The organism is Massilia sp. Masssp94 (assembly GCF_059491305.1).
On sequence record NZ_CP168501.1, the window covers coordinates 3,699,478 to 3,722,556 of the forward strand.

Here is a 23,079-nt window from a genome sequence, read left to right on the forward strand (position 1 = left end):
CACTAGCGTCTCAACCACAGGAGAGACCCATGACTTCATCCGTATCCGCCATCCCAGCCGCATCCGGCGACCGCGCCATGGACCACTTCGGTACCGCATTCGAATTCGAGACGGACTGCTGGGACGTGCACGACGCGATCGCCAGCGGCACGCAGGATTTCGTCCTGTTCGACGTGCGCAGCCCTGAGCTGTACGCGCGGGGCCATGTGCCGCAGGCGATTAACATGCCACACGGGAAAATTGTTGAAGCGAAGCTGCGCGATTATCCGCTGGACACCTTGTTCGTCGTCTATTGCGCCGGCCCCCATTGCAATGGCGCGCACCGCGCCGCGTACCGGCTGGCGAAGCTGGGGCGGCCCGTCAAGTTGATGATCGGCGGAATCACGGGCTGGATAGACGAAGGCTTCGAGTTGGTCCAGGCAGCTTGATCGTTGATTGTCAGAAAGCCAAACCTGCGCTAGATTGCAAGTTTTAGGGCTTGCTGAAGAGCCTGCCAAACTGACGACGGAGCGCACATGATTCGATCGCTGTTACCTCTGCTGGCCGCCTGCGCCCTCCCCGCACTGGCCCTCGCCGCCCAGCCCGCCACCGTGCGCGTCGACTACATTCACAGCGGCAATGCGCTGTCCGAACAGTACGCCATCGAGCGCGTGCTGATCGAACCGCTGCCGTGGCCGGGCGACATGTCGCGGCCGTTCGACGACACCAACCGCGGCAACAACCGCGTCGAGGTGGCCGATGCGAAGACGGGAGACTTGCTGTATTCGCGCGACTTTTCCACCGTGTTCGGCGAGTGGAAGACGACGGAAGAGGCCAATAAACTCAGCCGCGGGTTCCATGAGTCCGTGCGCTTTCCGAAGCCCGACCGCCCCGTGCGCGTGCGCATCCTGAAGCGCGACGAGCGCAACCAGTTCTCCGTCGCGTGGAGCGTCGATGTCGACACGGATGCGCAGGACGTCGTGCGCGCGCAGGGGCCGGCGCCGGCCAAGCCGATTCCGATCCGCGTGAGCGGACCGTCGCCGTGCAAGGTCGACCTGCTCGTGCTGGGCGACGGTTATACGCAGGCCGAGATGCCGAAGTTCGAAGCCGCGGTACGCCGCCTCGCGCAGCATTTGTTCGAGGTGTCGCCGTTCAGGGAGCGCGCGAACGATTTCAACGTGTGGGCGCTGGCCGTGCCGACGCGGGAATCGGGCGTGTCGCGGCCGTCGACGGGCGTGCATCACGCGTCCGCGCTGGGCACGCGCTACGACATCTTCGGCAGCGAACGCTATGTGCTCACGCTGGACAACCGTGCGCTGCGCGACATCGCGCAGTACGCACCGTACGAATTCATCGAGATCCTCGTCAACAACGACACGTATGGCGGTGGCGGCATCTTCGGCCAGTTCAGCACGGCGGCCGCGAGCAACGACTGGGCGGACTATCTGTTCGTGCACGAGTTCGGCCACCACTTCGCCGGGCTGGCCGACGAGTACTACACGTCGCCCGTCGCGTACCAGTCCAGCGGCGCGCGCATGGAGCCATGGGAGCCGAACGTGACGGCGTTGCGCGATCCGGCCCGCCTGAAGTGGAAGCAATACGTGCAGGCCGGCACGCCGTTGCCGACGCCGTGGCCCAAGGCCGAGTACGAAGCGTATTCGCGCGAGTACCAGAAAAAGCGGGCCGCGCTGCGGGCGGCCAACCGGCCGGAGTCGGAGATGAACGCGCTGTTCCGCGAAGACCTGGCGCACTCGAACGCCCTGTTTGCGCAGGCCAGGTACCGCAAGGCGATCGGCGCGTTCGAGGGCGCGAACTACGAAGCGACCGGCTATTACCGTCCGGCCATGCAATGCATCATGTTCGACCGCAGCGGCGAGTTCTGCCCCGTCTGCCAGGACGGCATCAGCGACATCATCGACCTGTACGCGGGCCGGCCTGCCAAAAAGTAGCACCGGCGGGTGCGCTGCCGAACAGAGTCACCCGGGCGGCGCACCTATCCTCGTTTCGACTACTCACCTACGAAACGGGATCATCATGAACAAATTCCTCCCCACCCTCGTGTGTGCCCTGCTGGCGTCGTCGGCCTGGGCCCAGACCACGGCCAATACGGCGCCGATCGGCCAGGCCGTCTCCGGCCACAACACCACGGCCGCCGGCGTGTCCGGCACGGGCCTGCGCACGGACGGCACGGCGAACACCGGTTCCGCACATGGCGCCACGGGCCGCCAGGCCGCCGGCGTCAACAGTGCCGGCCAGGTCGTCGGCAAGAGCACGGCCGTCATCAATCCCGCGCCGGCCAAGGCCGACAGCGTCAATGCCCAGGCCACCAACACGACGGCACCCAACAACACCGACACCGATGCGGCCGCTACCGGCGGGCGCGGCAAGGCCGGCACGAAGGCCGAAAGCGAAGTCATGAAGGCGAATGCAAGGGCCGTGAAAGAGCCGCCGGGCAGCCGCATGAAAACGGAAGCGGCTGTGAAGGCAAGCAAGAAAAAACATGCTGAATCGAAACGCAAGGGTGCCGAGAAGGCGGCCGAGCGCTGAAAAATCTTGTCACAAATTGGATGATGACCAGTATGTACTGCGTGCGCTGGCGAACAGAGCGAAAGTTGTCCCAAGCATATTCTGAAGCCCTGACTTAACAAAAACATATCGGCGCGTTACGGCGCGCCCCACCATAATCTTCAGGAGAACTACGATGAATAAACTGCTCGCCACCCTGATCGCCGGCCTGTTCGCTACCTCGGTCTACGCCCAGACCACGACCGCACCGGCGACCCCGGTCACGACCACCACCGACACCACCATGGGCCAGAGCGGCACGGCTGGTACGACCTCGACCGGCAATGCGGATGCCGACAAGAAGATCGCCAAGGCCAACGAGAAGGAAGCCAAGGAGATGTCGAAGCAGGACGAGAAGATCGACAAGGCCGTCGGCCAGGCCAACGAGAAGAAGGCCAAGGCCCACGACAAGGCCGAGAAGAAGGTTGCCAAGGCTCACGAGAAGGTCGCCAAGGCTGATCCGGAAGACAAGGCCAAGGCTGCTGCCAAGGCCGAGGAAAAGACGGCCGAAGCCAATTACGACGCCCAGAAGACCATGATCAAGGCCGACGAAAAGGCCCAGAAGAAGATCGTGGACGCCAACGCCGATAAAGCCAAGGCCCACGCCAAGGCCAATGAGAAGCGTGCCGAAGCCACCGCCGAGGCACACAAGGACGCCGCCAAGTAATCTGGTGCGCCCATGAAAAAACGGACCCGCGGGTCCGTTTTTTTTTATCCTCAACCGCCGTCCGTCTGGCGCATCGCGAGGTCTTTCGCCTTCAGCTTGGCCGACAACGGCTTGCCCTTGTTGGCCCGCTTGCCGAAGTGCGGCTCCAGGCCGGACGCGAACAACTCCACCGTGCGCGGCTTGTCGCCGGCCCAGGTGCCGACCACGTTCAGGCCTTTCTGGCTGATCGGCTGCACGGCCAGCAGCTTTTCCTTCGGCTCCAGGCCCATCAGGATCACGCCGCGCCCGCCGTTCTGCAGCACCTTCATTTCGTCGATGCCGAACACCAGCACGCGGCCCTTCTCGGACAGGCAGGCGATGGCGCCCGCATTGTCCGATACGACGCGCGGCGCCAGCGGCACGGCGCCGTCGTCCAGCGTGATAAACGATTTACCACCTTTCAGGCGCGTGATCATGTCGCCGGCTTTCGTGATGAAACCGAAGCCGGTCGTCGTCGCGAGCAGCAGGCGCGTCTCGGCCGGCCCCACGTAGTAGTACAGGATGCGTCCGCCGCCCGACAGGTCGACGAGCGTCGTGATGGGCACGCCGTCGCCGCGCGCGCCGGGCAGGGCGGCCACGGGCACGGAATACACCTTGCCGTTGTCGCCGACGCACAGCAGCGTGTCGACCGTGCGGCATTCGAACGCGCCGTACAGCGAGTCGCCCGCCTTGAACGTGAACTGGGCCGGATCGTGGCCGACGCCGGTACGCGCGCGCACCCAGCCCTTTTCGGACACGATGACGGTCACCGGCTCGTCGATGATCTTCTGCTCGGCCACGGCCTTCTGCGCTTCCTCGATCAGCGTGCGGCGGTCGTCGCCGTACTGTTTCGAGTCCGCCTCGATCTCGCGGATGATCAGGCGCTTCATCGAGTTCGGGTTATCGAGGATGTCTTCCAGCTTTTCCTTTTCGCCGCGCAGCTCGGCGAGCTCCTGCTGGATCTTGATCGCTTCCAGGCGCGCCAGCTGGCGCAGGCGGATCTCGAGGATGTCCTCGGCCTGGCGTTCCGACAGGCGGAAACGCTCGATCAGCGCGGCCTTCGGCTCGTCCGAATTGCGGATGATGTGGATGACCTCGTCGATGTTCAGCAGGACGGTTTCGCGGCCTTCCAGGATGTGGATGCGGTCGTTGACCTTGCCCAGCCTGAATTCCGTGCGGCGGCGGACCGTGACGAAGCGGTACTCGATCCATTCCTGCAGGATCTCGGTGAGACCCTTCTGGCGCGGACGGCCGTCGCCGCCGATCATCACAAGGTTGATCGGTGCCGACGTTTCCAGCGACGTGTGCGCCAGCAGCATCAGCATGAATTCGGTCTGGTCCTGGTTCTTCGACTTCGGCTCGAACACGAGGCGTACCGGCGCTTCGCGGCCGGATTCGTCGCGCACGGCGTCCAGCGCGCCGAGGATCGTCTGCTTCAGCGTGAGCTGCTCGGGCAGCAGGGTCTTCTTGCCGACCTTGATCTTCGGGTTCGTGAGTTCCTCGATCTCTTCCAGCACGCGCTGCGACGACACGCCCGGCGGCAGTTCCGTGACGACGGCCTGCCACTGGCCGCGCGCCAGTTCCTCGATCTTCCAGCGCGCGCGCACCTTCATCGAGCCACGGCCCGATGCGTACATGTCGGCGATGCTTGACGCCGGCGTGATGATCTGGCCGCCGCCCGGATAGTCCGGACCGGGCATGAGGGTCATCAGCTCGGCGTGCGTGATCTTCGGATTGCGGATCATCGCGACGGCGGCGGAAGCCACTTCACGCAGGTTGTGCGACGGGATCTCGGTGGCCATGCCGACCGCGATGCCGGACGCGCCGTTCAGCAGCAGCATCGGCAGGCGCGCTGGCAGCGTGCGCGGTTCCTCGCTGGAACCGTCGTAGTTCGGCTGGAAGTCGACGGTGCCCATGTCGATTTCGTCGAGCAGCAGGCGCGAGACGGGCGTCAGACGGGCTTCCGTGTAACGCATCGCGGCGGCGCCGTCGCCGTCGCGCGAGCCGAAGTTGCCCTGGCCGTCGATCAGCGGATAGCGCAGGGAGAAATCCTGGGCCATGCGCACGAGGGCGTCGTACACCGACTGGTCGCCGTGCGGGTGCAGCTTACCGAGCACGTCGCCGACGACGGTCGCGGACTTGCGCGGCTTCGCGGTCGGGCCGAGACCCAGTTCGTTCATCGAGTACAGGATGCGGCGCTGGACGGGCTTCTGGCCGTCCGAGACGTCCGGCAGCGCGCGGCCTTTCACGACCGAGACGGCATAGTCCAGGTACGCGCGCTCGGCGAAAGTCGAGAGGGTCAGCGTCTCGGCGTCATCGCCGCCGCCGCCGCCGGGGGGAGTGGTTTGTTCGAAAAGGCTTGCTTGGGTCATGATTTTCTATGTTTCGTATTCGGCGGCTGTCAGATGTCGGCTTCCGTCTCGTTCCCGTGCTCTTCCAGCCACGCGCGACGGGCGGCAGCTTCGCCTTTACCCATCAGCATGTTGAAGCGCGCCGACGATTCGGCCAGGCCGTAGTCGCCGAAGGCCACCGGCAGCAGGCGGCGGGTGTCCGGGTTCATCGTCGTTTCCCACAGCTGCTCGGCGTTCATCTCGCCCAGGCCCTTGAAGCGGGAGATGCTCCACACGCCTTCCTTCAGGCCTTCTTTTTTCAGCTTGTCCTCGATGGCGAGCAGTTCGCCGTCGTCCAGCGCGTACAGTTTCTGGATCGGCTTCTTGCCGCGCGCCGGCACGTCCACGCGGTACAGCGGCGGGCGCGCGACGCATACGTGGCCGTTCCTGAAGAGGGCAGGGAAGTGCTTGAAGAAGAGGGTCAGCAGCAGGACCTGGATGTGCGAGCCGTCGACGTCCGCATCGGAGAGGATGCAGATCTTCCCGTAGCGCAGGCCGGACAGGTCCGGGCTGTCGTCCGGGCCGTGCGGATCGACGCCGATCGCCACCGCGATGTCGTGGATCTCGTTGTTGGCGAACAGGCGGTCGCGGTCCGTTTCCCACGTGTTCAGCACCTTGCCGCGCAACGGCAGGATCGCCTGGAATTCCTTGTCGCGCCCCATCTTGGCGGAACCGCCCGCCGAATCGCCCTCGACGAGGAACAGCTCGTTGCGGGTGATGTCCGTCGATTCGCAGTCGGTCAGCTTGCCCGGCAAAACGGCCACGCCGGACGACTTCTTCTTCTCGACTTTTTGCAGCGAACGGAGACGCGATTGCGCCTGCTTGATGACGAGTTCCGCCAGCTTGCGGCCGTATTCGACGTGCTGGTTCAGCCACAGTTCGAGCGGCGGCTTGGTGAACGACGACACGAGTTTCACCGCGTCGCGCGAGTTCAGGCGTTCCTTCGTCTGGCCCTGGAATTGCGGGTCCAGCACTTTCGCGGACAGCACGAACGAGACGCGTGCGAACACGTCTTCCGGCAGCAGCTTGACGCCCTTCGGCAGCAGCGAGTGCATCTCGACGAAGCCCTTCACGGCGCCGAACAGGCCGTCGCGCAGGCCGGACTCGTGCGTGCCGCCGCTGACCGTCGGGATCAGGTTGACATAGGATTCGCGTACCACCGAACCTTCCTCGGTCCAGGCCACGACCCACGCCGCGCCTTCGCCCTCGGCAAAGCCTTCATCGCCGGCGGCGGCGTACTGCGCGCCTTCGAACAACGGGATCACGGTCTGGCCGCCGCCGGCCGTCTGCGCCAGCGCTTCCGTCAGGTAGCCGCGCAGGCCTTCGTCGTAGCGCCAGGTCTGCTTGTCGCCGGTCTTGGCGTTCGTCAGCGTGACGGTCACGCCCGGCAGCAGCACGGCTTTCGAGCGCAGCAGGCGCTGCAGCTCGGTCATCGGGATGTTCGGCGAATCGAAGTATTTACCGTCCGGCCAGGCGGTGACGCGCGTGCCGTTCTTCTTGCCGCCGCGCTCGAACGGTTCGGAGGTCAGCGGCTCGATGACGTCGCCGTCGGCGAACACGAGCTTGTGCACGCCGTTGCCGTCGTCGTCCTTGCGCCACACCGTGATTTCCAGGCGCTTCGACAGTGCGTTCGTGACGGACACGCCGACGCCGTGCAGGCCGCCCGAGAACGCATAGGCGCCACCGGAGCCCTTGTCGAACTTGCCGCCGGCGTGCAGGCGGGTGAACACGATCTCGACGGTCGAGACGCCTTCTTCCGGATGCAGGCCGACCGGGATGCCGCGGCCGTCGTCCTCGACGGTGATGGAACCGTCCGCGTTCATCGTCACGTCGATGTTCTTGCAGTGGCCGCCCAGCGCCTCGTCCGAGGCGTTGTCGATCACTTCCTGGATAATGTGCAGCGGATTCTCGGTGCGTGTGTACATGCCCGGACGCTGCTTGACGGGCTCCAATCCTTTCAGGACGCGGATGGATGATTCGCTGTAATCGGGTGCGGGTTTCTTGGTGGCCATGCTTGATCTTCAATCATTCGAATGCTGCGCATTCTATCTTGTCGCGCGGAAAATAAGCGACTTCACGCGGTGGGTTCTACAGGACGGGACGCGGCGTGCGGCCAAAACAACTGTATGAAAATACAGTATTTTTGCCTGTTAAGCGCAAGTTTGCAAGTGTTCGTTGCACGGATTGCCAAGTCGGCTGCATCCCGGCATCCTGTGCATATGCGGGTGGGTGCGGAGATTTCATTACTAAAACGATATTTTTTTTAAAACGAATCGTGCGCGACCGTCGCAAGGATATATTGAGATCATGGCTGAGGACAATGACAAGCACGCTAATGAACCAGCGGACGCCGGACCGCCGCCGAGGGTGCCGGACCGGCGGGCGGGCGGCAATGCGTCGCGCTACCTCCGTACCGACGACACGCCGCTGAACCTGGCCGGCCGCGTATTGCGCTCGCGCTGGCGTGCGCTGACCGACAAGTTCAACCGCGACTTCATGCGGCGCACGCTGCGCATTGGCGTCTCCGCCCGCATCTTCCATCCGGAAGAGGGCGCGAAAGGCCTGCGCAGCAAGAACTTGCAATACCTTGAGGAATCGATCGCGCAATGGGTGATGTCGCGCGACGTGCTCGTGTTCATGGTCCCGACCGTCAATACGAACGGGCTGCTGCACCCCAGCAACATCACGATGCGTCATTACGCGCGCCACCTGGACGGCCTCGTGCTGCAGGGCGGGGCGGACGTGTCGCCGATGACGTATTCCGAAACGCCGACGCGGCCCGAATGGAACGGCGACCGCGCGCGCGACGTGTATGAACTGGAACTGCTGCACGAATTCGTCGACGCGGGCAAGCCTGTGCTGGGCATCTGCCGCGGTTGCCAGCTGATCAACGTCGCGTTCGGCGGCACTTTGCACCAGGACATCGTCTCGAATGTGCCCGGCGCCCTGCCGCACGTGCACGACATCTACGACGCGCACCGGCACGCCATCGTGTTTCCGCATGGATCGTCGCTGCGCAAGATGTTTCCCCAGCACGAGCGCGCCGTCGTGAACTCGATCCACCACCAGGCCGTCAAGGACCTGGGCCGCGATATCCACGTGGAGGCGATGTCCGAGCCGGACGGCGTCATCGAAGCGATCCGCTACCAGCGTGCGCCATTCGTGATGGGCCTGCAATGGCATCCGGAATTCCACCGCGCCACGGGCGGCGACCTGCTCGACTGCACGCCGGTGCTGGACGAATTTTTGCGCGCCGCGCGCGAGACTCGCCTTTGAAGCGCCTCTGATCACAGCGGCAGGGGCCGCCCCTGCACGACGCTCTTCATCACGAGCGTCGACGTCAGCCGCAACACGTTCGGCAACGTCGACAGGCTGTCGTCCCACAGTTTCTGGTACGCCGCCAGGTCCGTCGTGATGACGTTCAGGATGTAGTCCGGATCGCCGAACAGGCGCTGCGCGTGGATGATTTCGGGAACACCGGGCACGCGTTCTTCGAAGGCACGTACGCTCTCCCGGTCGGTGGCGCGCAAGGTGACGAACACGATGGCCGAGAAATTCAGTCCGACGGCCGCCGGATCGATCGTCGCCCGGTAGTCGGCGATGATCCCCGTCTCTTCCAGTGCGCGCACGCGCCGGTGGCACGGCGACAGGCTCAGGCCGATGCGTTCCGCCAGGTCGGTGAGAGAAAGCCGTCCGTCTTTCTGTAGTTCCGCAAGAATCTTTCGATCGTAATCATCCATGAGAAAGATGTTGCCTGATATGGGCGACTTTTGACAAGACTCTGGAAGCACATTTCTGGCGCGGCGCAGTACGCTGTCGTCATGAATACACATACCCTCCTGCTGTTTTCCGCGACCGTCCTGCCGCTCGTGTGCACGCCCGGTCCGGACATCCTGTTCATTGCGTCGCAAGCGATGTCCGGCGGCACACCGGCCGGACTGCGCGCCACGACGGGCGTGCTGCTCGGCTACTGCGTCCATTCCTTTCTCGTCGCGCTCGGCCTCGCGGCCGTGGTGGTGGCGTCACCCGTCCTGTTCGAGGTGATCCGCTGGGCCGGTATCACATACCTGGTCTACCTGGCCTCGAAGATGATCCGGGCGGCGCTGCGTTCCGGCGAGCTCGTCGTACCGAAGGGGCGGGTAACGAACCAGCTCGCCAAGGGTTTTCTTACGTCCCTGCTCAATCCGAAGGGAATGATGGTGTACGTGGCCATCCTGCCCCAGTTCATGGACCGGCACGGCGGCAACACGACGCTGCAGGCGGTCGTCCTGTCGGCGGCCTTCATGTTCTGGTGCGCGGTCGTGTACGCCTCGCTGTCCCTTGCGCTGGGCCGGGCAGGACAGCGCCGCCTGAGCGACACCCGGCGCCGGGTGATCGACGGCTCGGCCGGTGGCATGGTCCTGGTTGCGGCCGGGTTCATGGCGCTGGTCCGGCAATGAGCAGATTGCGCTTGCGTTCATCTTCGTCCCGATCCATAATCTAAACGAGAATCATTCTCATTTATGCGAGGAGGCTTTATGGACGACGATCTGCTGGACGAACTGAACACGCCGGACGGGCGGCGCACCACGCGCCACGAACTGCTCGTGGCGGCGCTGCTGCACCTGATGTCGCAATACACCGTGAACAATGCGGATGCCTGCGACCGCGCGAGCGGCGACGGGCCGTGCGTGAAACTGGCCTCGGTGATCGAGCGCCACCTGAATGCGCTGGCGCGCCTGCCGGATGCCGATCCGGTGCTGCGTGCCACCTGCGAACAGCTGAGCGTGAAATGGGCAGGCCTCGTCGACCGCGGCCTGCCGGCGCCCGTCAAGCGCCCGCTGCTGGCGCGGATCCTGGGGCCGGGCCGGCCCTCGCTGGCGACCTGACTCAGTCCAGCCAGGCCCTGAGCGCCGCTTCGCCGTCCGCGCTGAACGCGAGCACGCGCGATTCCGGCACGCGGCGCGCCCAGCCCAGTTGCTGGAAACGGTCCAGCAGCGCCGTCCCGAGGGCGCCGGCCAGGTGGTGGCGGCGCTCGCTCCAGTCCAGGCAATGGCGGCACAGCGGCCGCCGTGTGGCGGAGGGCAGCGGATCGATGCCGATGGTCGCGATCAGTGCGCGGCCATGGTCGGTCAGTGTGATGCCGCCCGCATCCAGCGCGAACGCGCCGCGCCGGGCCAGGCTTTCGTAGACAAGCACCCCGAGTTCGCCCGCGAGATGGTCGTAGCAGACGCGCGCCTTGCGCAGCGCCGGTTCGCGTGGACTGGACCGCACGCGCACGGATCCTGTGCCGAACGCGATGCCCATCATGGATTCGAGCAGGTGCGCGACGTCGGCGTCGGCAATGCGGAAATAACGGTGCCGCCCCTGCGCCTCGACGGCGAGCAGGCCCGCCTCGCGCAGCTTGGCGAGGTGCGTGCTGATCGTCTGGCGCGTGACGCCGGCGGCGTCGGCCAGTTCCGTCGCCGTCAGCGCCATGCCGCTCATCAGCACGTTCAGCACTTCGGCGCGTGCCTGGTCGCCGATCAGTGCGGCGATGTTCGCGATATTCGGTCCGTCTCTCATGGTTCGATCTTAGCCGAAGCATCGGGGGAGGGCCAGTGACTACCATGGGGCTTCAACGTTACGAGGAGCCATCATGCCCATCACCTGTTTCATCCGCTACGAGATCGACCCCATCCAGCGCGACGCCTTCCGCACGTATTCCGAAAACTGGGGCCGCATCATTCCACGCCTGGGTGGCCGCCTGCTCGGCTACTTCCTGCCGCACGAAGGCACCAATTACGAGGCATGGGGTCTCGTCGGCTTCGACAGCCTGGCCGACTACGAAGCGTATCGGCTGCGCTTGAAGAAAGACGACGAAGCGGTGGCGAACTTCCGGTTTGCGCGCGAAAAACGCTTCATCCTGCGCGAGGAGCGCACGTTCCTGGAAAACGTCGCATGATCGCCGTGATCTTCGAAGTGGAGCCGGCGCCCGGCAAGCGCCAGGATTACCTGGATGCGGCCGCCGCGCTGCGTCCCGAACTGGAAGCGATCGACGGCTTCATCTCCATCGAACGTTTCGCATCGCTGACGCGGCCGGAGAGGATGCTGTCGCTGTCGTTCTGGCGCGACGAGGACGCCGTGAAACGCTGGCGCACCTTGCCCGCGCACCGTGCCATGCAGGCGGCGGGGCGGGCCGGCCTCTTTGCCGATTACCGCCTGCGCGTGGCCGCCGTCGTGCGCGACTACGGGCTGCACGAACGGGACGACGTGCCGTCCGACCTCGTTACTCCTTGATTTCCGGCTCGACCAGTTGGGCCAGCAGCTGCAGCGATTCCTGCCAGCCGAGGTAGCACATCTCGGCGGGAATCGCGGCCGGGATGCCTTCCTGCTTGACCTTGATTTCGACCCCGCAGAACACCTCGCGCAGCTGCACGGTCGTCTGCATGCGGCCGGGCAGGTTGGGATCGTTGAATTCGGCCGTGTAGACGAGGCGCTTGCCCGGTTCCAGTTCCAGGTATTCGCCGCCGAACGAGTGCCTCCCGTCCGTCGTGAAATTCGTGAAGGACATCCGGTAGCGGCCGCCGACGTGGGCGTCCTGCTCGTGCACGGTGCAGGTGAAGCCGTGCGGCGGCAGCCATTTGGCGACGGCGGCCGGCGTGATAAAGGCGCGGTAGACGCGGTCGGCGGTGGATTTCAGGACGCGGTGCAGTTCTACAGTATTCGTGGACATGATCGGTCTCCTTGGCGTAAGTGGCAGAGGACATCCCTCTGATCCTACGACGAACGGGCGGCCCGCGGATCGACACGCGGATAAAAAAAATTATCGTCCGCGGAAGCGCCGGATCGCGGCGTCGACCATGCCCTCCGCGCTGCCCTGGCGTTCGTACTGCCCGCGCAGGAAACTCGCGTCGCCGCCGTCGCTGGCCGCCGCGGCCAGGTGCGGCAGCGCGTCCAGGCTGCCCAGCGCCTGCGCATGCGGTTCCATCAGGTCCAGGGTGGCGATGATGTCCTCGCGCAGCGGGAGTTGTTCATAGGTCTTCGGATGCGTGATCACGCCGTCGAGCCCGAAGCGGCTGGCCTGGAAGCGGTTGTAGTTGTAGACGAGGTAGTCGTCTTCCAGCGGCGGCGCTTCCTTCCGTTCGAGCAGGTGGCGGCACAGCGCCTGCAGGTAGGCCGCGAGGGCGGCGGCCCGTTCGACCGTGAGCGGCGTGTCGCACACGCGCAGCTCGATCGTGCCGTATTCCGGTTTCGGCCTCAGGTCCCAGTAAAAATCCTTCATGCTCCTGATGATGCGCGTGCGCTCCATCTTGGCGAAATAGACGTCGGCGAAATCGGCCCAGCTCAGTGTGAACGGCGCGCGGCCGCTCAGGGGGAAGGCCGAGACCGAATTCAGGCGCGCCGAATCGAAGCCGCTGTCGTGGCCCTGCACGAACGGCGACGATGCGGACAGGGCGATGAAGTGCGGGATGTAGCGCGACAGGGCGTGCAGCAGGAACAGCGCGTCGTCGCCGCTGGCGCAGCCGATGTGCACGTGCTGGCCGAACACGGTGAACTGCTTGGCGAGATAGCCGTACAGCGCCGACAATTCCTGGTAGCGCGGCTTGGCCGAGATGCGCTGTTCGGACCAGTGCTGGAACGGATGCGTGCCCCCGCCGGCGATGCCGATGTTCAGTACGTCGCTGGCGGCGACCAGCGTATCGCGTATCTCGAGCAACTCGGCCAGCAGCGTGCGGTAGTTCGTCTGCACGCTCGAATTTATCTCGATCATGCTTTCCGTGATCTCGGGCGTGACGTTGCCGGGGAACGGCTTGCGCTTCAGCAGGTGCATCAGGTCGGGGCTGGCCGGCGTGAGGTCGAAGTCGGACAGGCTGACGAGCTGCAGTTCCAGCTCCACGCCGAACGTCAGCGGTGCCGAGGTGGCGAAGGGTTCAAGCGGCATGGTTGACCTCCGGCGCTTCGCGCGCCCACACGAGGGCGCGTTGCAGGATGATGGGACCGAATACTTCGAGCAGCATCGTCACGGCGGCGACGGCGCGCAATTCCTCGACGACCTGCACGCCGGCGTGGCGCGCATGCTCGATCAAGAGGATCACAAACACGGACAACGGCGTCAACGCCACGCCCGTCAGCGCACCCTTGCGCCACGAGATGCCGGACAGATGGGCGAACGCCGTCACGCCGGCCATCTTGGCGAGCAGGCGCACGAGCACGAGGGCGACGGCAAGCAGAGCGCCGGCCCACACGCGGCGCCAGTCGAGCGTCGAGGCGGCGAACACGAACAGCACGACGGTGAGCAGTTCGCCCAGCGCGCCGAAATTGCGCTGCGCCTGGCTGAACGCGACGCGGCGGTGGCGCGCCGTCAGTCCGAACGCGAGCGCCGCGACGACGGGCGACAGGCCCAGTGCGTACGTGATCGCGACGAGCAGGATCACGGCCAGCGCGAAGGCGACGGTGGCGTCCTGCGCCAGCTTTCCCAGCAGACGCAGGACGCCCGGCACGACGAGGCCGAACACGGCGCCCGTGAAGGCCGAGACGCCCAGCACGACGAGGCTGTTCCACAGCGCGTCGCCGACGTCCTCGAACGTGCGGAAGATCCACAGGCCGACGGTGGCGTTGAACGCGAACACGGCCAGCACGCAGTTCAGCGCGCACAGGTGCAGTGCCCGTTCCGTCACCTGGCCCGAGCTTTTCTGTTCGTTGATCACGCGGACGACGGTCGCGGGCGACGTCGCCATCGACAGCGACGCGAGCATCAGCCGGTCGATCAGCGCCGCGCCGAACGCATTCGCGACGAGGTAGACGCCGACGAACGTCAGGCCCGCTTCGACGAGGCCCGTGACGCCGATCCACGGATTCGTGCGCAGCCAGCGCAGGTTGATGCGGTAGCCCAGCTCGAACAGGATCAGGCCGAACCCGACGTCGGCCAGCAGCAGCGTCGTGCCGCCTTCCGGCAGCGGCAGTATGCCCAGCTGGGGCGCGGCCAGGATGAAGCCGACGAGGCCATAGAAACTGATGCGCGGCAGGCCGGTCCAGCGCTGCCCGAATTCGCCGACCAGCCAGGCCAGCGTGATCGCGAAGGGCCAGGCGAGGCTCGTGAGGACAGACAGGAATTCCTGCATACCTGCTCCTTTGTCAAAATGTTACAACCTGCGACCGATTCTACAAGAGCGATTTGTCCGCACGATTACGTGTAGGAATACGCCGTGCGCAATTCAAACGCCGCGCGTGGGCACGGGGTGCCCACCTTTGCGTGAAGGATCGCCGCCCGGTTATTTGCTCAACAAACGCATCGCCCGTTCCAGGCCGTCGATCGTCACGGGGAACATGCGGTTGCCCATGATCTGCCGGATGACGGCGATCGATTGCCGGTACTGCCACAGGTGCTCGGGCTCCGGATTCAGCCATGCGAATTTCGGGAACGCGTGGCAGAACCGGGCGAGCCATTCCGCGCCCGCTTCCTCGTTGGCGTATTCGACGGAGCCGCCCGGCGCGAGGATTTCGTAGGGGCTCATCGTCGCGTCGCCGACGAAGATCAGGCGCGTGTCGGCCGGGTAGGTGCGCAGCACGTCCCACGTCGGGAAGCGCTCGGCGTGGCGGCGGCGGTTGTTTTTCCACAGGTGGTCGTAGACGCAGTTGTGGAAATAGTAGAACTCCATGTGCTTGAACTCGGCCTTCGCCGCCGAGAACAGCTCTTCGGTGCGCTCGATGTGGTCGTCCATCGTGCCGCCCACGTCCAGCAGCATCAGCACCTTGATGCGGTTGCGCCGCTCCGGCTGCATCCTGATGTCGAGCCAGCCCGCGTTGTTGGCGGTCGAGCGGATCGTCTCGTCCAGCGCCAGTTCGTCCGGCGCGCCCTGGCGCGCGAAGCGGCGCAGGCGGCGCAATGCCACCTTGATGTTGCGGATGCCCAGTTCGCGCTCGCCATCGTAGTCGCGATAGGTGCGCTGGTCCCACACCTTGACCGCAGACCGGTTGCCGCCCCGCATTTTATCTTCCTTGCCGATGCGGATGCCCTGAGGATTGGTGCCGCCGTTGCCGAACGGGGACGTGCCGCCGGTGCCGATCCACTTGTTGCCGCCCTCGTGGCGCTCCTTCTGTTCCTTCAAGAGTTCCTGCAAGCGGTCCATCAGCTTGTCGTAGCCGAGCTTCTGCAGCTCTGCCTTCTGCTCGGGCGTCAGTTCGCGTTCCAGGCGCTTGATCAGCCAATCCAGAGGAATGTCGGCCTTCTCGTCGAACACCGTCTCGATGCCCTTGAAAAAGGTGCCGAACGCGCGGTCGAACTTGTCGAAATGGGCTTCGTCCTTCACCAGCGTCAGGCGCGCGAGATAATAAAACTCGTCGAGCGACGGCGCGATCACCTGCTTCTGCAGCGCTTCCAGCAGCGTGAGGAATTCCTTGATCGTGACGGGAACCTTCGCGTCGCGCAGGGTGAAGAAGAAGTCGATCAGCATGCCGCGCCTCTTTACCCTGCGTGGCGCGCGTGGCGGCTCAGTTTGTAATGCAGGTGCGACTTGATCTCAAGCCACTCGCCGCGCACGATGCTGTACATGACCGTGTCGCGCACGGTCCCGTCGCGGCGCGGCGCATGGTGGCGCAGCACGCCATCCTTCTTGGCGCCCAATCTCTCGATGGCGGCCTGCGACGCATAATTGAAATTATCGGTGCGCAGGCCGACGACGGCGCAGCCGAGGGTGTCGAACGCGTGCGACAGCAGCAGGAGCTTGCAGCTCGTGTTGACGTGGCTGCGCTGGCGGCTCTTCGCGTACCACGTGTAGCCGATCTCGACGCGGTCGATCGCGGGCATGATGTCGTGGTAGCTGGTCGTGCCGATCACGGTGTCGCTGGACGCGTCGACGACGGCGAAGGCGACCCGGTTCGGCGTCTCCAGCCCCATGCGGATATAGGCTTCCGTGTCCTGCGGTTCCGGCACGGAGGTGACGCGCAAGTTCCACAGTTCGCCGTCGGCGGCTGCGGCGCGCAGGCCGTCGAGGTGGTGCAGCCCGAGCGGCTCCAGGCGCACGCCGTTGAATTCCAGGGTGACGGGAGCGACCTGGATCATCGGTTGTGCCTCGCCATCGCCACCAGGCGCTCGAACAGGCTCACGTCCTGCTCGTTCTTGAGCAGGGCGCCCGCGAGCGGCGGCACGATCGTCTTGCCGTCCTGGCTGCGCAGGACCTCGGCCGGGATGTCCTCGGCCAGCAAGAGCTTCAGCCAGTCGAGGAATTCCGACGTCGACGGCTTCTTCTTCAGGCCCGGCACGTCGCGCAGTTCATAAAAACCCTGCAGCGCGGCGGACAGCAGGTCGGCCTTCAGCGTGGGGTAGTGGACCTTGACGATCTCCGCCATCGTGTCGCGGTCGGGGAATTTGATGTAGTGGAAGAAGCAACGGCGCAGGAAGGCGTCCGGCAAATCCTTCTCGTTGTTCGACGTGATGATGACGAGGGGGCGGTGCTTCGCCACGACCATCTCGCGCGTCTCGTACACGAAGAACTCCATGCGGTCCAGTTCGCGCAGCAGGTCGTTCGGGAATTCGATGTCGGCCTTGTCGATCTCGTCGATCAGCAGCACGACCGGCTCGGGCGCGGTGAACGCCTGCCACAGCACGCCCTTGACGATGTAGTTGTGGATGTCGCGTACGCGCTCGTCGCCCAGTTGCGAATCGCGCAGGCGCGAGACGGCGTCGTATTCGTACAGGCCCTGCTGGGCCTTGGTCGTCGATTTGATGTGCCACTGCAGCAGGGGCATGTCCAGCGCGGCCGCGACCTCTTCGGCCAGCATCGTCTTGCCGGTGCCGGGTTCGCCCTTGATCAGCAGGGGGCGGGCGAGGGTGAGGGCGGCGTTGACCGCCAGTTTCAGGTCGGCGGTGGCGACATAGTTATCGCTGCCTTCGAAGCGTCGGGGTGCGTGCATGGGCCTGGGCAGATCATATGGAAATGCTATCGAGTATATGCCAGAACGCCGTGGCGGGCAGGCCGTCCATGCTGCGCTGCCCAATGGACTCGACTATATTCTTCGGATAGAATCGATTGGATCGTGGCAAAAATGCCATTGCAGTTGCAGTACCGGGGGTCTAGAAAACCTGCTGCCGCCGCACGGGTCGCAAGGCGCCCTATCGATTCAACCCAACGATAGGTCATCCATGAAAATTTCAACAGCATTACTCGTGCTGGCAGCCGGCGCCTCGATGGCCGGCACGGCCGGCGCAGCCGACATCGTCGGCAATCCGAAGGCAGCACCCAACAAGATCGAGCAGTGTATCGGCTGCCACGGCATCCCCGAGTACAAGGGCACGTTCCCTGAAGTCTATCGCGTACCGAAGATCGGCGGCCAGTCGGCGAAGTACATCGAAGCCGCGCTGCAGGCATACAAAAAAGGCGACCGCAACCACCCGTCCATGCGGGGTATCGCGGCCAGCCTGTCCGACCAGGACATCGCCGATATCGCCGCGTATTATTCGCAACAGTCCCCGTCCAAGTAAGGAGCGCGCCATGAATAAACTGATCGTCGCGCTGACCCTGGGCGCCGCCTCGCTGGCCCTGTCCGGCCAGGCGCTGGCTTCGGGCAATGCCGCCAACGGCGCCGAACTGGCGAAAAAATACAACTGTGCGTCCTGCCACGGCGCCGACTACAAGACCCCGATCGATCCCAGCTATCCGAAGCTGGCCGGCCAGCATGCCGACTACCTCGTGCATGCGCTGACCGCGTACAAGCGCGGCACCAAAGCCGCCAACGGTCGCAACAACCCGATCATGGCCGGCATGGCCCAGCCGCTGTCGGATCGCGACATGGCCGACATCGCTGCCTACCTGGAAAGTCTGCCTGCGGCGCTCGTCACGAAGCGCTGATCCGCACGGGCCGTTACAATAACGGCCCATCCGGATTGTCCGGAATCCCTCCTGCCGCGTGCCGGCCGGAGGGATTTGTTTTTTGGAGCCCGCCTTGTCCGACGTATCCCCCTCCCACATCAAGACCAATGTATTGAGCGGCCTGACGGTCGCGCTGGCGCTGGTTCCCGAGGCCATCGCCTTCGCCCTCGTGGCCCACGTGTCGCCGCTGACCGGCCTGTATGCCGCCGTGCTGGTCTCCTTCATCACCTCCGCGTTCGGCGGCCGGCCCGGCATGATTTCCGGCGCGGCCGGCGCGCTGGCCGTCGTCATGGTCGCGCTGGTCGTCCAGCACGGCGCGCAATACCTGTTCGCCGCCATCGTGCTGATGGGCGTGCTGCAAATGCTGTTCGCGGCCGCGCGGCTCGGCAAATTCATCCGCATGGTGCCCCATCCCGTGATGCTGGGCTTCGTCAACGGCCTGGCCATCGTGATCTTCGTCGCGCAGTTCGAACACTTCAAGACGGGTGGCGGCTGGATGGCGGGGCCGCAGCTGTGGACGATGCTGGGCCTCGTCGCGCTGACGATGGCGATCATCTACGTCACGCCGCGCCTCACGAAGGCCGTGCCGGCAACGCTGGTCGGCATCCTCGCCGTCGCGCTGCTCGCGCACTTCACGGGCATCGAGACGAAGACCGTGGGCGACCTCGGCTCCATCGCGGGCGGCCTGCCGGCGTTCCGCGTGCCGGACGTGCCGTTCGACCTGCAGACCCTGAAGATCGTGTTCCCCTACTCGCTCGTGCTGGCGGGCGTGGGCCTGATCGAGACGCTGTTGACGCTCACGCTGATCGATGAGATCACGGACACCCGCGGCCAGCCGAACCGCGAAAGCCTCGCGCAGGGCGTGGCCAACGTCGTCACCGGCTTCTTCGGCGGCATGGGCGGCTGCGCGATGATCGGCCAGAGCATGATCAACGTGGGCAACGGCGCGCGCGGCCGCCTGTCGGGCATCTGCGCGTCGCTGTTCCTGCTGTCGTTCATCCTGTTCGGCGCGAGCGTGATCGAGCAGATTCCGCTGGCCGCGCTGATCGGCGTGATGTTCGTCGTGTGCGAAAAGACGTTCGAGTGGGGCACGTTCCGCCTGTTCGGCAAGGTGCCGCGCGCCGATGCGCTCGTGATCGTGCTGGTGGCGGGCGTGACGCTCGTCTTCAACCTGGCGACCGCCGTGCTGGTGGGCGTGGTCGTGTCGGCGCTGGTGTTCGCTTGGCAGCACGCGAAGCAGATCCGCGTCGCGACCGCGCAGGACGCGCACGGCTGGAAAGTCTATGAGCTGGAGGGAACGCTGTTCTTCGCGTCGGTGGCCGGCTTCCAGGCGCTGTTCACGCCGAAGGACGACCCGCAGGACGTCGTCGTCGAGTTCCGCCGCGCGCGTGTGGCGGACCACTCGGCGATCCAGGCCATCGACGGCCTGGCGGAACGCTACCGCGCCCTCGGCAAGCGCCTGCATCTGCGCCACCTGAGTCCGGACTGCCGCGCGCTGCTCGAGCGCGCGAAGGACATGATCGAGGTGAACCTGCCGGAAGACCCGCGCTATCGGGTCGCCGACGACAAACTCGATTAAAAACGTCTCCCGAGCTGCTGCGCGTTGCGCTGCCGGCCTGCGATGCTCGTGAGAGGTTTTTTAGCGCACGCGCTTGCGCACGCACTCCACGTATGCGTCGGTATCCGGCTGCGTACCGTGGCGCTGCGCCGACCAGATCATCTCGCCGAGACACTCCATGATGCCGTGGTGCGCCTCGTGCTCGCCCACGCGCGCGGCCAGCGCCTCGTAGGCGGCGCGGATGCCGCGCGGCTGGTCGATCGACACCTGTTCCGTGATCGACAGATGCATCGACAGGTGCAGGAACGGATTCGGCTTGCCGCCTTCGACGGAATAGTCGCGCGCCACCGCCGCATCGGCATCCGTCAGCTCGTCGTGGTATTCGGGATGCTGTTCGATCCAGTCGGCGGCGATGGCGTCCATCGGGGTCAGGATCTCGCCGGCGCGGCGCTTGCGCAAGGCTTCGCAAAAGAAGCGGCGGACGTCGTTGGAGGAGGGGGTGAACATGGGGGAACCGTCGGAAAACCAGGAGGAAGAGCGTCATTGTAGCGCGATGGCGCACACCCTGCCGGCGCGGTCACGGTGCCGGCTTGCGTGCGGCCGCGGGCGTGCAGTTCGCACGCAGCGTGTCCTTGAGCGCACTCGCTTCGGCCGCGTCGCCGCGCGCGGCATGCCACTCCGCCATGTACGTCTGGGCCATGCACGTGCGCGCATGCGCGAGCTTCGCGTCCTTGCCGGCTTCTTCCAGCAGGCGCGCCGCGTTGGTCTTGCCGAGGTAGAAGTCGGCGATCGGCGCGGGCCAGTCGTCTTCCTTCTGCTGTTTCAGTGCCGCTTCCAGTTCGGTCTTCGCCAGGTCCGCCTCGCCGTGGCGCACGCGGGCGATGTACAGCCACAGCGGGCCGAGACGGTCGGCCGGCAGCAGGTCGAGCGCATGGCGCAGTTGCGGGATCGCCGTGTCCAGCTGCCCGGCCAGCATCTGCCGGCGGCCGCGCAGCAGGCTGGCGTTCGGTTGGCCCCCAGTAGCTGCCATGTCGAGCCAGACGCCGGCCTGGAGCGGATCACGGGGTACGCCGCGGCCGGTGTTGTAGATCTGGGCCAGCGCGTACTGGGCGTCCGCATTGCCGGCGTCGGCCTCGGCGCGCATCCAGGGTTCCAGTCCCGTGCCGCGCGTGAACACGTCGCCGCCCAGGTAGGCGATGTACAGTTTTTCCTGGCTCATCGCGAACAGCACGCGGTGGGTGCGCAGGAAGTCCTGGCCGAGGTACACGTCGGCCGTGCGCGAGCCCTGCGAATCGATGACGCCCAGTTCGACGTTGCTGATGGTCTCCTGGCCGATCTGCATGCTCTTGACCGGCGCGATCCAGTGCGGCGCGCGGTCGGAGCCGATCCCGCCGGCGTCGCCCATGCGGACCGCGCCCGGGCCATTGACGTCGATGCCGGCCTTTTTGGCGGCGTCCAGCATCATGAAGCTGCGGTGCGCGCCGGAGTCGATCAGCGCGTCCATCTCCTTGCCGTTCACGACGACCGTGAAATGCGGATTCGGGCTGCGGCTGAAGTTGCGCCCGAACGGCAGCACGACGGTGTCTTCCTTCCACAGGAGCAGCTCCGTCTTGCGGCATTCGAGCGGTCGGTAGAATTTCATCCGCTTTGCGCGCAGGTCGAGTTCCAGGTCGGTCTGCAGCAGGAACGGGGCGCCGACGATGGCGTCGAAGCTCGGTGTGAACGTGGTGCTGCCGATCACGGTCAGTTCGGGACGGCGGCCGGCGTGCGCCGGACCGATGGCGAAATCCTTCAGCCGCACCCCGTACAGGCGCGAGAGGCCCCCGAGGCCTTCCACGTAACGCCCCGTCATGGACAGGTTCAGGTCGCGCCGGGTCGCGGCGTTCATCGTCATGTGGGTCTGGTCGGAGCCGGTGTCGATCAGCATCGTGGCCGGGGTGTCGTTGATCGTGCCGTCGACCGCGGGCGCCAGGCCCTGGCCGACGTAGCGGATGGGCAGGCTGGCCACTTCCACGTAAGTGCATTTGGGCGGGGTGTCCTCGGCGTGGACACGTGCGGACGAGCACAGCGCGGCCAGCACGAGGGGCAGGGCACGGAAAATCGGCAAAGTCGGCATCATCATGGCGATGATTCTACTTCGCAATTTTGCAAAAATTACATTACCAAAATGTAAAAAAGGCAAAGGCAACCGCTTGCACGGCTGCTGTGCCTTTGTTGTGTTGCTTCCGGGCTACTTGCGCAGATCGTTCCCGCAGGTCATTCCTTCCTTGTCACACCCTGTTGCGCCAACACCATCTTGGAGCTGCCGGCCGCGTCGGCGATGGCCTTGCTGGCTGCCGCCACCGCCTTGCTGGCATTGGCGCCACTCGCCACGGCCTTGTTACCGCCATTGCCGTTGCCATTGCCCCCCTGGGCGCGCCGCTCGTGCGGCTGGCGCAGGTAGCGCGAGCTGTGGCGGCGTTCGCCGTTCGCGGGCCACGTGATGAAACGCGACAGTTCCTGCAAGGCGCGCTGGTACACGTCGCGCTTGAATTCGATGACCACGTCCAGCGGGACCCAGTAATCGTGCCAGCGCCAGGCATCGAACTCGGGATGGTCGGTCAGGCGCAGGTTGACGTCGTTGTCGCGTGCCACCATGCGCAGCAGGAACCAGATCTGCTTCTGGCCGCGGTAGTGACCGCGCACTTCGCGCTTGATGAAGTGATCGGGCACTTCATAGCGCAGCCAGTCGCGGGTCCGGCCCACGATCTTGACGTGCTCCTGACGCAGGCCGATTTCTTCCTCGAGCTCGCGGTACATCGCCTGTTCCGGCGTCTCGCCGTATTTGATACCCCCTTGCGGAAATTGCCAAGAATGCTCACGCACCCGCTTGCCCCACCACACTTCGTTGTTGGCGTTCAGCAGGATGATGCCGACGTTGGGGCGAAACCCTTCACGATCGAGCATAATTCACCTCGAAACTTTCTGCCGGCTGATCCCTCTTACTTACGTTTTTACCTAGCAATCCAGATACGTCTGTCGCGCAACCTGCACAGGAACAACAGCATGCACCACGTGTTTCGGATCCATTTG

25 protein-coding genes are annotated in these 23,079 nt (G+C 65.1%); 12 read left to right on the forward strand and 13 right to left on the reverse strand.

Annotated elements, in window-relative coordinates:
- Positions 1–29: 29 nt before the first annotated feature.
- From ACEN9G_RS16440 to ACEN9G_RS16455, 4 genes are all read left to right on the forward strand, one after another.
- Entirely contained in the window at positions 30–428 is a 399-nt protein-coding gene (locus ACEN9G_RS16440; protein ID WP_413339226.1) for a rhodanese-like domain-containing protein, read from the forward strand.
- An 87-nt stretch (positions 429–515) separates the two neighbouring features.
- Positions 516–1,928 carry an IgA Peptidase M64 gene (locus ACEN9G_RS16445; protein WP_413339224.1) on the forward strand — a complete coding sequence of 471 codons (1,413 nt, stop codon included), beginning with the start codon at positions 516–518 and terminating at the stop codon, positions 1,926–1,928.
- Between the two features lie 85 nt (positions 1,929–2,013).
- Positions 2,014–2,526: a hypothetical protein gene (locus tag ACEN9G_RS16450; protein WP_413339223.1), complete on the forward strand. Its 513-nt coding sequence runs from the start codon at positions 2,014–2,016 to the stop codon at positions 2,524–2,526.
- Between the two features lie 154 nt (positions 2,527–2,680).
- On the forward strand, positions 2,681–3,211 hold the full coding sequence (locus ACEN9G_RS16455; RefSeq protein WP_413339221.1) for a hypothetical protein: 531 nt from the start codon (positions 2,681–2,683) through the stop codon (positions 3,209–3,211).
- A 50-nt stretch (positions 3,212–3,261) separates the two neighbouring features.
- On the opposite strand, the gene parC is transcribed toward ACEN9G_RS16455, so the two are convergent.
- Positions 3,262–5,601 carry a DNA topoisomerase IV subunit A gene (parC, locus tag ACEN9G_RS16460; RefSeq protein WP_413339219.1) on the reverse strand — a complete coding sequence of 780 codons (2,340 nt, stop codon included), beginning with the start codon at positions 5,599–5,601 and terminating at the stop codon, positions 3,262–3,264.
- 29 nt (positions 5,602–5,630) lie between these two features.
- Positions 5,631–7,631: a DNA topoisomerase IV subunit B gene (locus ACEN9G_RS16465; protein ID WP_413339217.1), complete on the reverse strand. Its 2,001-nt coding sequence runs from the start codon at positions 7,629–7,631 to the stop codon at positions 5,631–5,633.
- Between the two features lie 295 nt (positions 7,632–7,926).
- On the opposite strand from ACEN9G_RS16465, the gene ACEN9G_RS16470 reads away from it, so the two are divergent.
- Entirely contained in the window at positions 7,927–8,895 is a 969-nt protein-coding gene (locus ACEN9G_RS16470) for a gamma-glutamyl-gamma-aminobutyrate hydrolase family protein (RefSeq protein WP_413339215.1), read from the forward strand.
- Positions 8,896–8,906: 11 nt separating this feature from the next.
- Here ACEN9G_RS16470 and ACEN9G_RS16475 read toward each other — a convergent pair whose 3' ends face one another.
- Positions 8,907–9,359, reverse strand: coding sequence for an Lrp/AsnC family transcriptional regulator (locus ACEN9G_RS16475; RefSeq protein WP_413339214.1), 453 nt, complete (start codon positions 9,357–9,359; stop codon positions 8,907–8,909).
- 81 nt (positions 9,360–9,440) lie between these two features.
- On the opposite strand from ACEN9G_RS16475, the gene ACEN9G_RS16480 reads away from it, so the two are divergent.
- A complete protein-coding gene (locus ACEN9G_RS16480) occupies positions 9,441–10,058 on the forward strand; it encodes a LysE family translocator (RefSeq protein WP_413339212.1) in 618 nt (205 codons plus the stop codon).
- 78 nt (positions 10,059–10,136) lie between these two features.
- On the forward strand, positions 10,137–10,487 hold the full coding sequence (locus ACEN9G_RS16485; RefSeq protein ID WP_413382097.1) for a hypothetical protein: 351 nt from the start codon (positions 10,137–10,139) through the stop codon (positions 10,485–10,487).
- A 1-nt stretch (position 10,488) separates the two neighbouring features.
- Here ACEN9G_RS16485 and ACEN9G_RS16490 read toward each other — a convergent pair whose 3' ends face one another.
- A complete protein-coding gene (locus tag ACEN9G_RS16490) occupies positions 10,489–11,163 on the reverse strand; it encodes an ArsR/SmtB family transcription factor (protein ID WP_413339180.1) in 675 nt (224 codons plus the stop codon).
- 73 nt (positions 11,164–11,236) lie between these two features.
- Between ACEN9G_RS16490 and ACEN9G_RS16495 the strand changes: the two genes are divergently transcribed.
- Entirely contained in the window at positions 11,237–11,542 is a 306-nt protein-coding gene (locus ACEN9G_RS16495; RefSeq protein ID WP_413339182.1) for an NIPSNAP family protein, read from the forward strand.
- Positions 11,539–11,877: an antibiotic biosynthesis monooxygenase family protein gene (locus ACEN9G_RS16500; RefSeq protein ID WP_413339184.1), complete on the forward strand. Its 339-nt coding sequence runs from the start codon at positions 11,539–11,541 to the stop codon at positions 11,875–11,877. Before ACEN9G_RS16495 ends, ACEN9G_RS16500 begins: the two co-directional genes overlap by 4 nt.
- Here the strand turns inward: ACEN9G_RS16500 and ACEN9G_RS16505 are convergent.
- The 6 genes from ACEN9G_RS16505 to ACEN9G_RS16530 all read right to left on the reverse strand — a co-directional run bounded on the left by ACEN9G_RS16505 (position 11,867) and on the right by ACEN9G_RS16530 (position 17,493).
- Entirely contained in the window at positions 11,867–12,313 is a 447-nt protein-coding gene (locus ACEN9G_RS16505; RefSeq protein ID WP_413339186.1) for an SRPBCC family protein, read from the reverse strand. The two genes, ACEN9G_RS16500 and ACEN9G_RS16505, sit on opposite strands and share 11 nt — an antisense overlap.
- Positions 12,314–12,403: 90 nt before the next feature.
- Positions 12,404–13,522: a YbdK family carboxylate-amine ligase gene (locus ACEN9G_RS16510; RefSeq protein WP_413339187.1), complete on the reverse strand. Its 1,119-nt coding sequence runs from the start codon at positions 13,520–13,522 to the stop codon at positions 12,404–12,406.
- The gene (locus ACEN9G_RS16515; RefSeq protein ID WP_413339189.1) at positions 13,512–14,702 is read right to left on the reverse strand and encodes a cation:proton antiporter; all 1,191 of its coding nucleotides are present in this window, start codon (positions 14,700–14,702) and stop codon (positions 13,512–13,514) included. Before ACEN9G_RS16515 ends, ACEN9G_RS16510 begins: the two co-directional genes overlap by 11 nt.
- Before the next feature lie 150 nt (positions 14,703–14,852).
- Positions 14,853–16,034: a vWA domain-containing protein gene (locus ACEN9G_RS16520; RefSeq protein ID WP_413339191.1), complete on the reverse strand. Its 1,182-nt coding sequence runs from the start codon at positions 16,032–16,034 to the stop codon at positions 14,853–14,855.
- A gap of 11 nt (positions 16,035–16,045) precedes the next feature.
- The gene (locus tag ACEN9G_RS16525) at positions 16,046–16,642 is read right to left on the reverse strand and encodes a GNAT family N-acetyltransferase (RefSeq protein WP_413339193.1); all 597 of its coding nucleotides are present in this window, start codon (positions 16,640–16,642) and stop codon (positions 16,046–16,048) included.
- On the reverse strand, positions 16,639–17,493 hold the full coding sequence (locus tag ACEN9G_RS16530; protein WP_413339195.1) for an AAA family ATPase: 855 nt from the start codon (positions 17,491–17,493) through the stop codon (positions 16,639–16,641). The genes ACEN9G_RS16525 and ACEN9G_RS16530 overlap by 4 nt, the downstream gene beginning before the upstream one ends.
- A gap of 229 nt (positions 17,494–17,722) precedes the next feature.
- Here ACEN9G_RS16530 and ACEN9G_RS16535 point away from each other — a divergent pair, with 229 nt between their 5' ends.
- From ACEN9G_RS16535 to ACEN9G_RS16545, 3 genes are all read left to right on the forward strand, one after another.
- Positions 17,723–18,061: a c-type cytochrome gene (locus tag ACEN9G_RS16535; RefSeq protein WP_056124278.1), complete on the forward strand. Its 339-nt coding sequence runs from the start codon at positions 17,723–17,725 to the stop codon at positions 18,059–18,061.
- Positions 18,062–18,071: 10 nt separating this feature from the next.
- A complete protein-coding gene (locus ACEN9G_RS16540) occupies positions 18,072–18,428 on the forward strand; it encodes a c-type cytochrome (RefSeq protein ID WP_413339198.1) in 357 nt (118 codons plus the stop codon).
- 94 nt (positions 18,429–18,522) lie between these two features.
- Entirely contained in the window at positions 18,523–20,028 is a 1,506-nt protein-coding gene (locus tag ACEN9G_RS16545; protein ID WP_413339200.1) for a SulP family inorganic anion transporter, read from the forward strand.
- A gap of 60 nt (positions 20,029–20,088) precedes the next feature.
- Here ACEN9G_RS16545 and ACEN9G_RS16550 read toward each other — a convergent pair whose 3' ends face one another.
- From ACEN9G_RS16550 to ACEN9G_RS16560, 3 genes are all read right to left on the reverse strand, one after another.
- Positions 20,089–20,514, reverse strand: coding sequence for a DUF1841 family protein (locus tag ACEN9G_RS16550; RefSeq protein WP_036238314.1), 426 nt, complete (start codon positions 20,512–20,514; stop codon positions 20,089–20,091).
- A 70-nt stretch (positions 20,515–20,584) separates the two neighbouring features.
- Complete coding sequence (locus tag ACEN9G_RS16555; RefSeq protein ID WP_483126764.1) at positions 20,585–22,129, reverse strand: aspartyl protease family protein; 1,545 nt, start codon at positions 22,127–22,129, stop codon at positions 20,585–20,587.
- A 134-nt stretch (positions 22,130–22,263) separates the two neighbouring features.
- A complete protein-coding gene (locus ACEN9G_RS16560) occupies positions 22,264–22,953 on the reverse strand; it encodes an RNA pyrophosphohydrolase (protein WP_413339204.1) in 690 nt (229 codons plus the stop codon).
- Between the last annotated feature and the right edge of the window lie 126 nt (positions 22,954–23,079).

What these genes read in the sequence shown, in the direction of transcription:
- ACEN9G_RS16480 (WP_413339212.1), top strand. Translation starts at nt 9,441, where the DNA reads ATGAATACACATACCCTCCTGCTGTTTTCCGCGACCGTCCTGCCGCTC.
- ACEN9G_RS16530 (WP_413339195.1), bottom strand. Translation starts at nt 17,493, where the DNA reads ATGCACGCACCCCGACGCTTCGAAGGCAGCGATAACTATGTCGCCACC.
- ACEN9G_RS16485 (WP_413382097.1), top strand. Translation starts at nt 10,137, where the DNA reads ATGGACGACGATCTGCTGGACGAACTGAACACGCCGGACGGGCGGCGC.
- ACEN9G_RS16455 (WP_413339221.1), top strand. Translation starts at nt 2,681, where the DNA reads ATGAATAAACTGCTCGCCACCCTGATCGCCGGCCTGTTCGCTACCTCG.
- ACEN9G_RS16450 (WP_413339223.1), top strand. Translation starts at nt 2,014, where the DNA reads ATGAACAAATTCCTCCCCACCCTCGTGTGTGCCCTGCTGGCGTCGTCG.
- ACEN9G_RS16490 (WP_413339180.1), bottom strand. Translation starts at nt 11,163, where the DNA reads ATGAGAGACGGACCGAATATCGCGAACATCGCCGCACTGATCGGCGAC.
- ACEN9G_RS16560 (WP_413339204.1), bottom strand. Translation starts at nt 22,953, where the DNA reads ATGCTCGATCGTGAAGGGTTTCGCCCCAACGTCGGCATCATCCTGCTG.
- ACEN9G_RS16440 (WP_413339226.1), top strand. Translation starts at nt 30, where the DNA reads ATGACTTCATCCGTATCCGCCATCCCAGCCGCATCCGGCGACCGCGCC.
- ACEN9G_RS16500 (WP_413339184.1), top strand. Translation starts at nt 11,539, where the DNA reads ATGATCGCCGTGATCTTCGAAGTGGAGCCGGCGCCCGGCAAGCGCCAG.
- ACEN9G_RS16470 (WP_413339215.1), top strand. Translation starts at nt 7,927, where the DNA reads ATGGCTGAGGACAATGACAAGCACGCTAATGAACCAGCGGACGCCGGA.
- parC (WP_413339219.1), bottom strand. Translation starts at nt 5,601, where the DNA reads ATGACCCAAGCAAGCCTTTTCGAACAAACCACTCCCCCCGGCGGCGGC.
- ACEN9G_RS16510 (WP_413339187.1), bottom strand. Translation starts at nt 13,522, where the DNA reads ATGCCGCTTGAACCCTTCGCCACCTCGGCACCGCTGACGTTCGGCGTG.
- ACEN9G_RS16515 (WP_413339189.1), bottom strand. Translation starts at nt 14,702, where the DNA reads ATGCAGGAATTCCTGTCTGTCCTCACGAGCCTCGCCTGGCCCTTCGCG.
- ACEN9G_RS16555 (WP_483126764.1), bottom strand. Translation starts at nt 22,129, where the DNA reads ATGATGATGCCGACTTTGCCGATTTTCCGTGCCCTGCCCCTCGTGCTG.
- ACEN9G_RS16445 (WP_413339224.1), top strand. Translation starts at nt 516, where the DNA reads ATGATTCGATCGCTGTTACCTCTGCTGGCCGCCTGCGCCCTCCCCGCA.
- ACEN9G_RS16520 (WP_413339191.1), bottom strand. Translation starts at nt 16,034, where the DNA reads ATGCTGATCGACTTCTTCTTCACCCTGCGCGACGCGAAGGTTCCCGTC.
- ACEN9G_RS16550 (WP_036238314.1), bottom strand. Translation starts at nt 20,514, where the DNA reads ATGTTCACCCCCTCCTCCAACGACGTCCGCCGCTTCTTTTGCGAAGCC.
- ACEN9G_RS16535 (WP_056124278.1), top strand. Translation starts at nt 17,723, where the DNA reads ATGAAAATTTCAACAGCATTACTCGTGCTGGCAGCCGGCGCCTCGATG.
- ACEN9G_RS16525 (WP_413339193.1), bottom strand. Translation starts at nt 16,642, where the DNA reads ATGATCCAGGTCGCTCCCGTCACCCTGGAATTCAACGGCGTGCGCCTG.
- ACEN9G_RS16465 (WP_413339217.1), bottom strand. Translation starts at nt 7,631, where the DNA reads ATGGCCACCAAGAAACCCGCACCCGATTACAGCGAATCATCCATCCGC.
- ACEN9G_RS16495 (WP_413339182.1), top strand. Translation starts at nt 11,237, where the DNA reads ATGCCCATCACCTGTTTCATCCGCTACGAGATCGACCCCATCCAGCGC.
- ACEN9G_RS16475 (WP_413339214.1), bottom strand. Translation starts at nt 9,359, where the DNA reads ATGGATGATTACGATCGAAAGATTCTTGCGGAACTACAGAAAGACGGA.
- ACEN9G_RS16505 (WP_413339186.1), bottom strand. Translation starts at nt 12,313, where the DNA reads ATGTCCACGAATACTGTAGAACTGCACCGCGTCCTGAAATCCACCGCC.
- ACEN9G_RS16540 (WP_413339198.1), top strand. Translation starts at nt 18,072, where the DNA reads ATGAATAAACTGATCGTCGCGCTGACCCTGGGCGCCGCCTCGCTGGCC.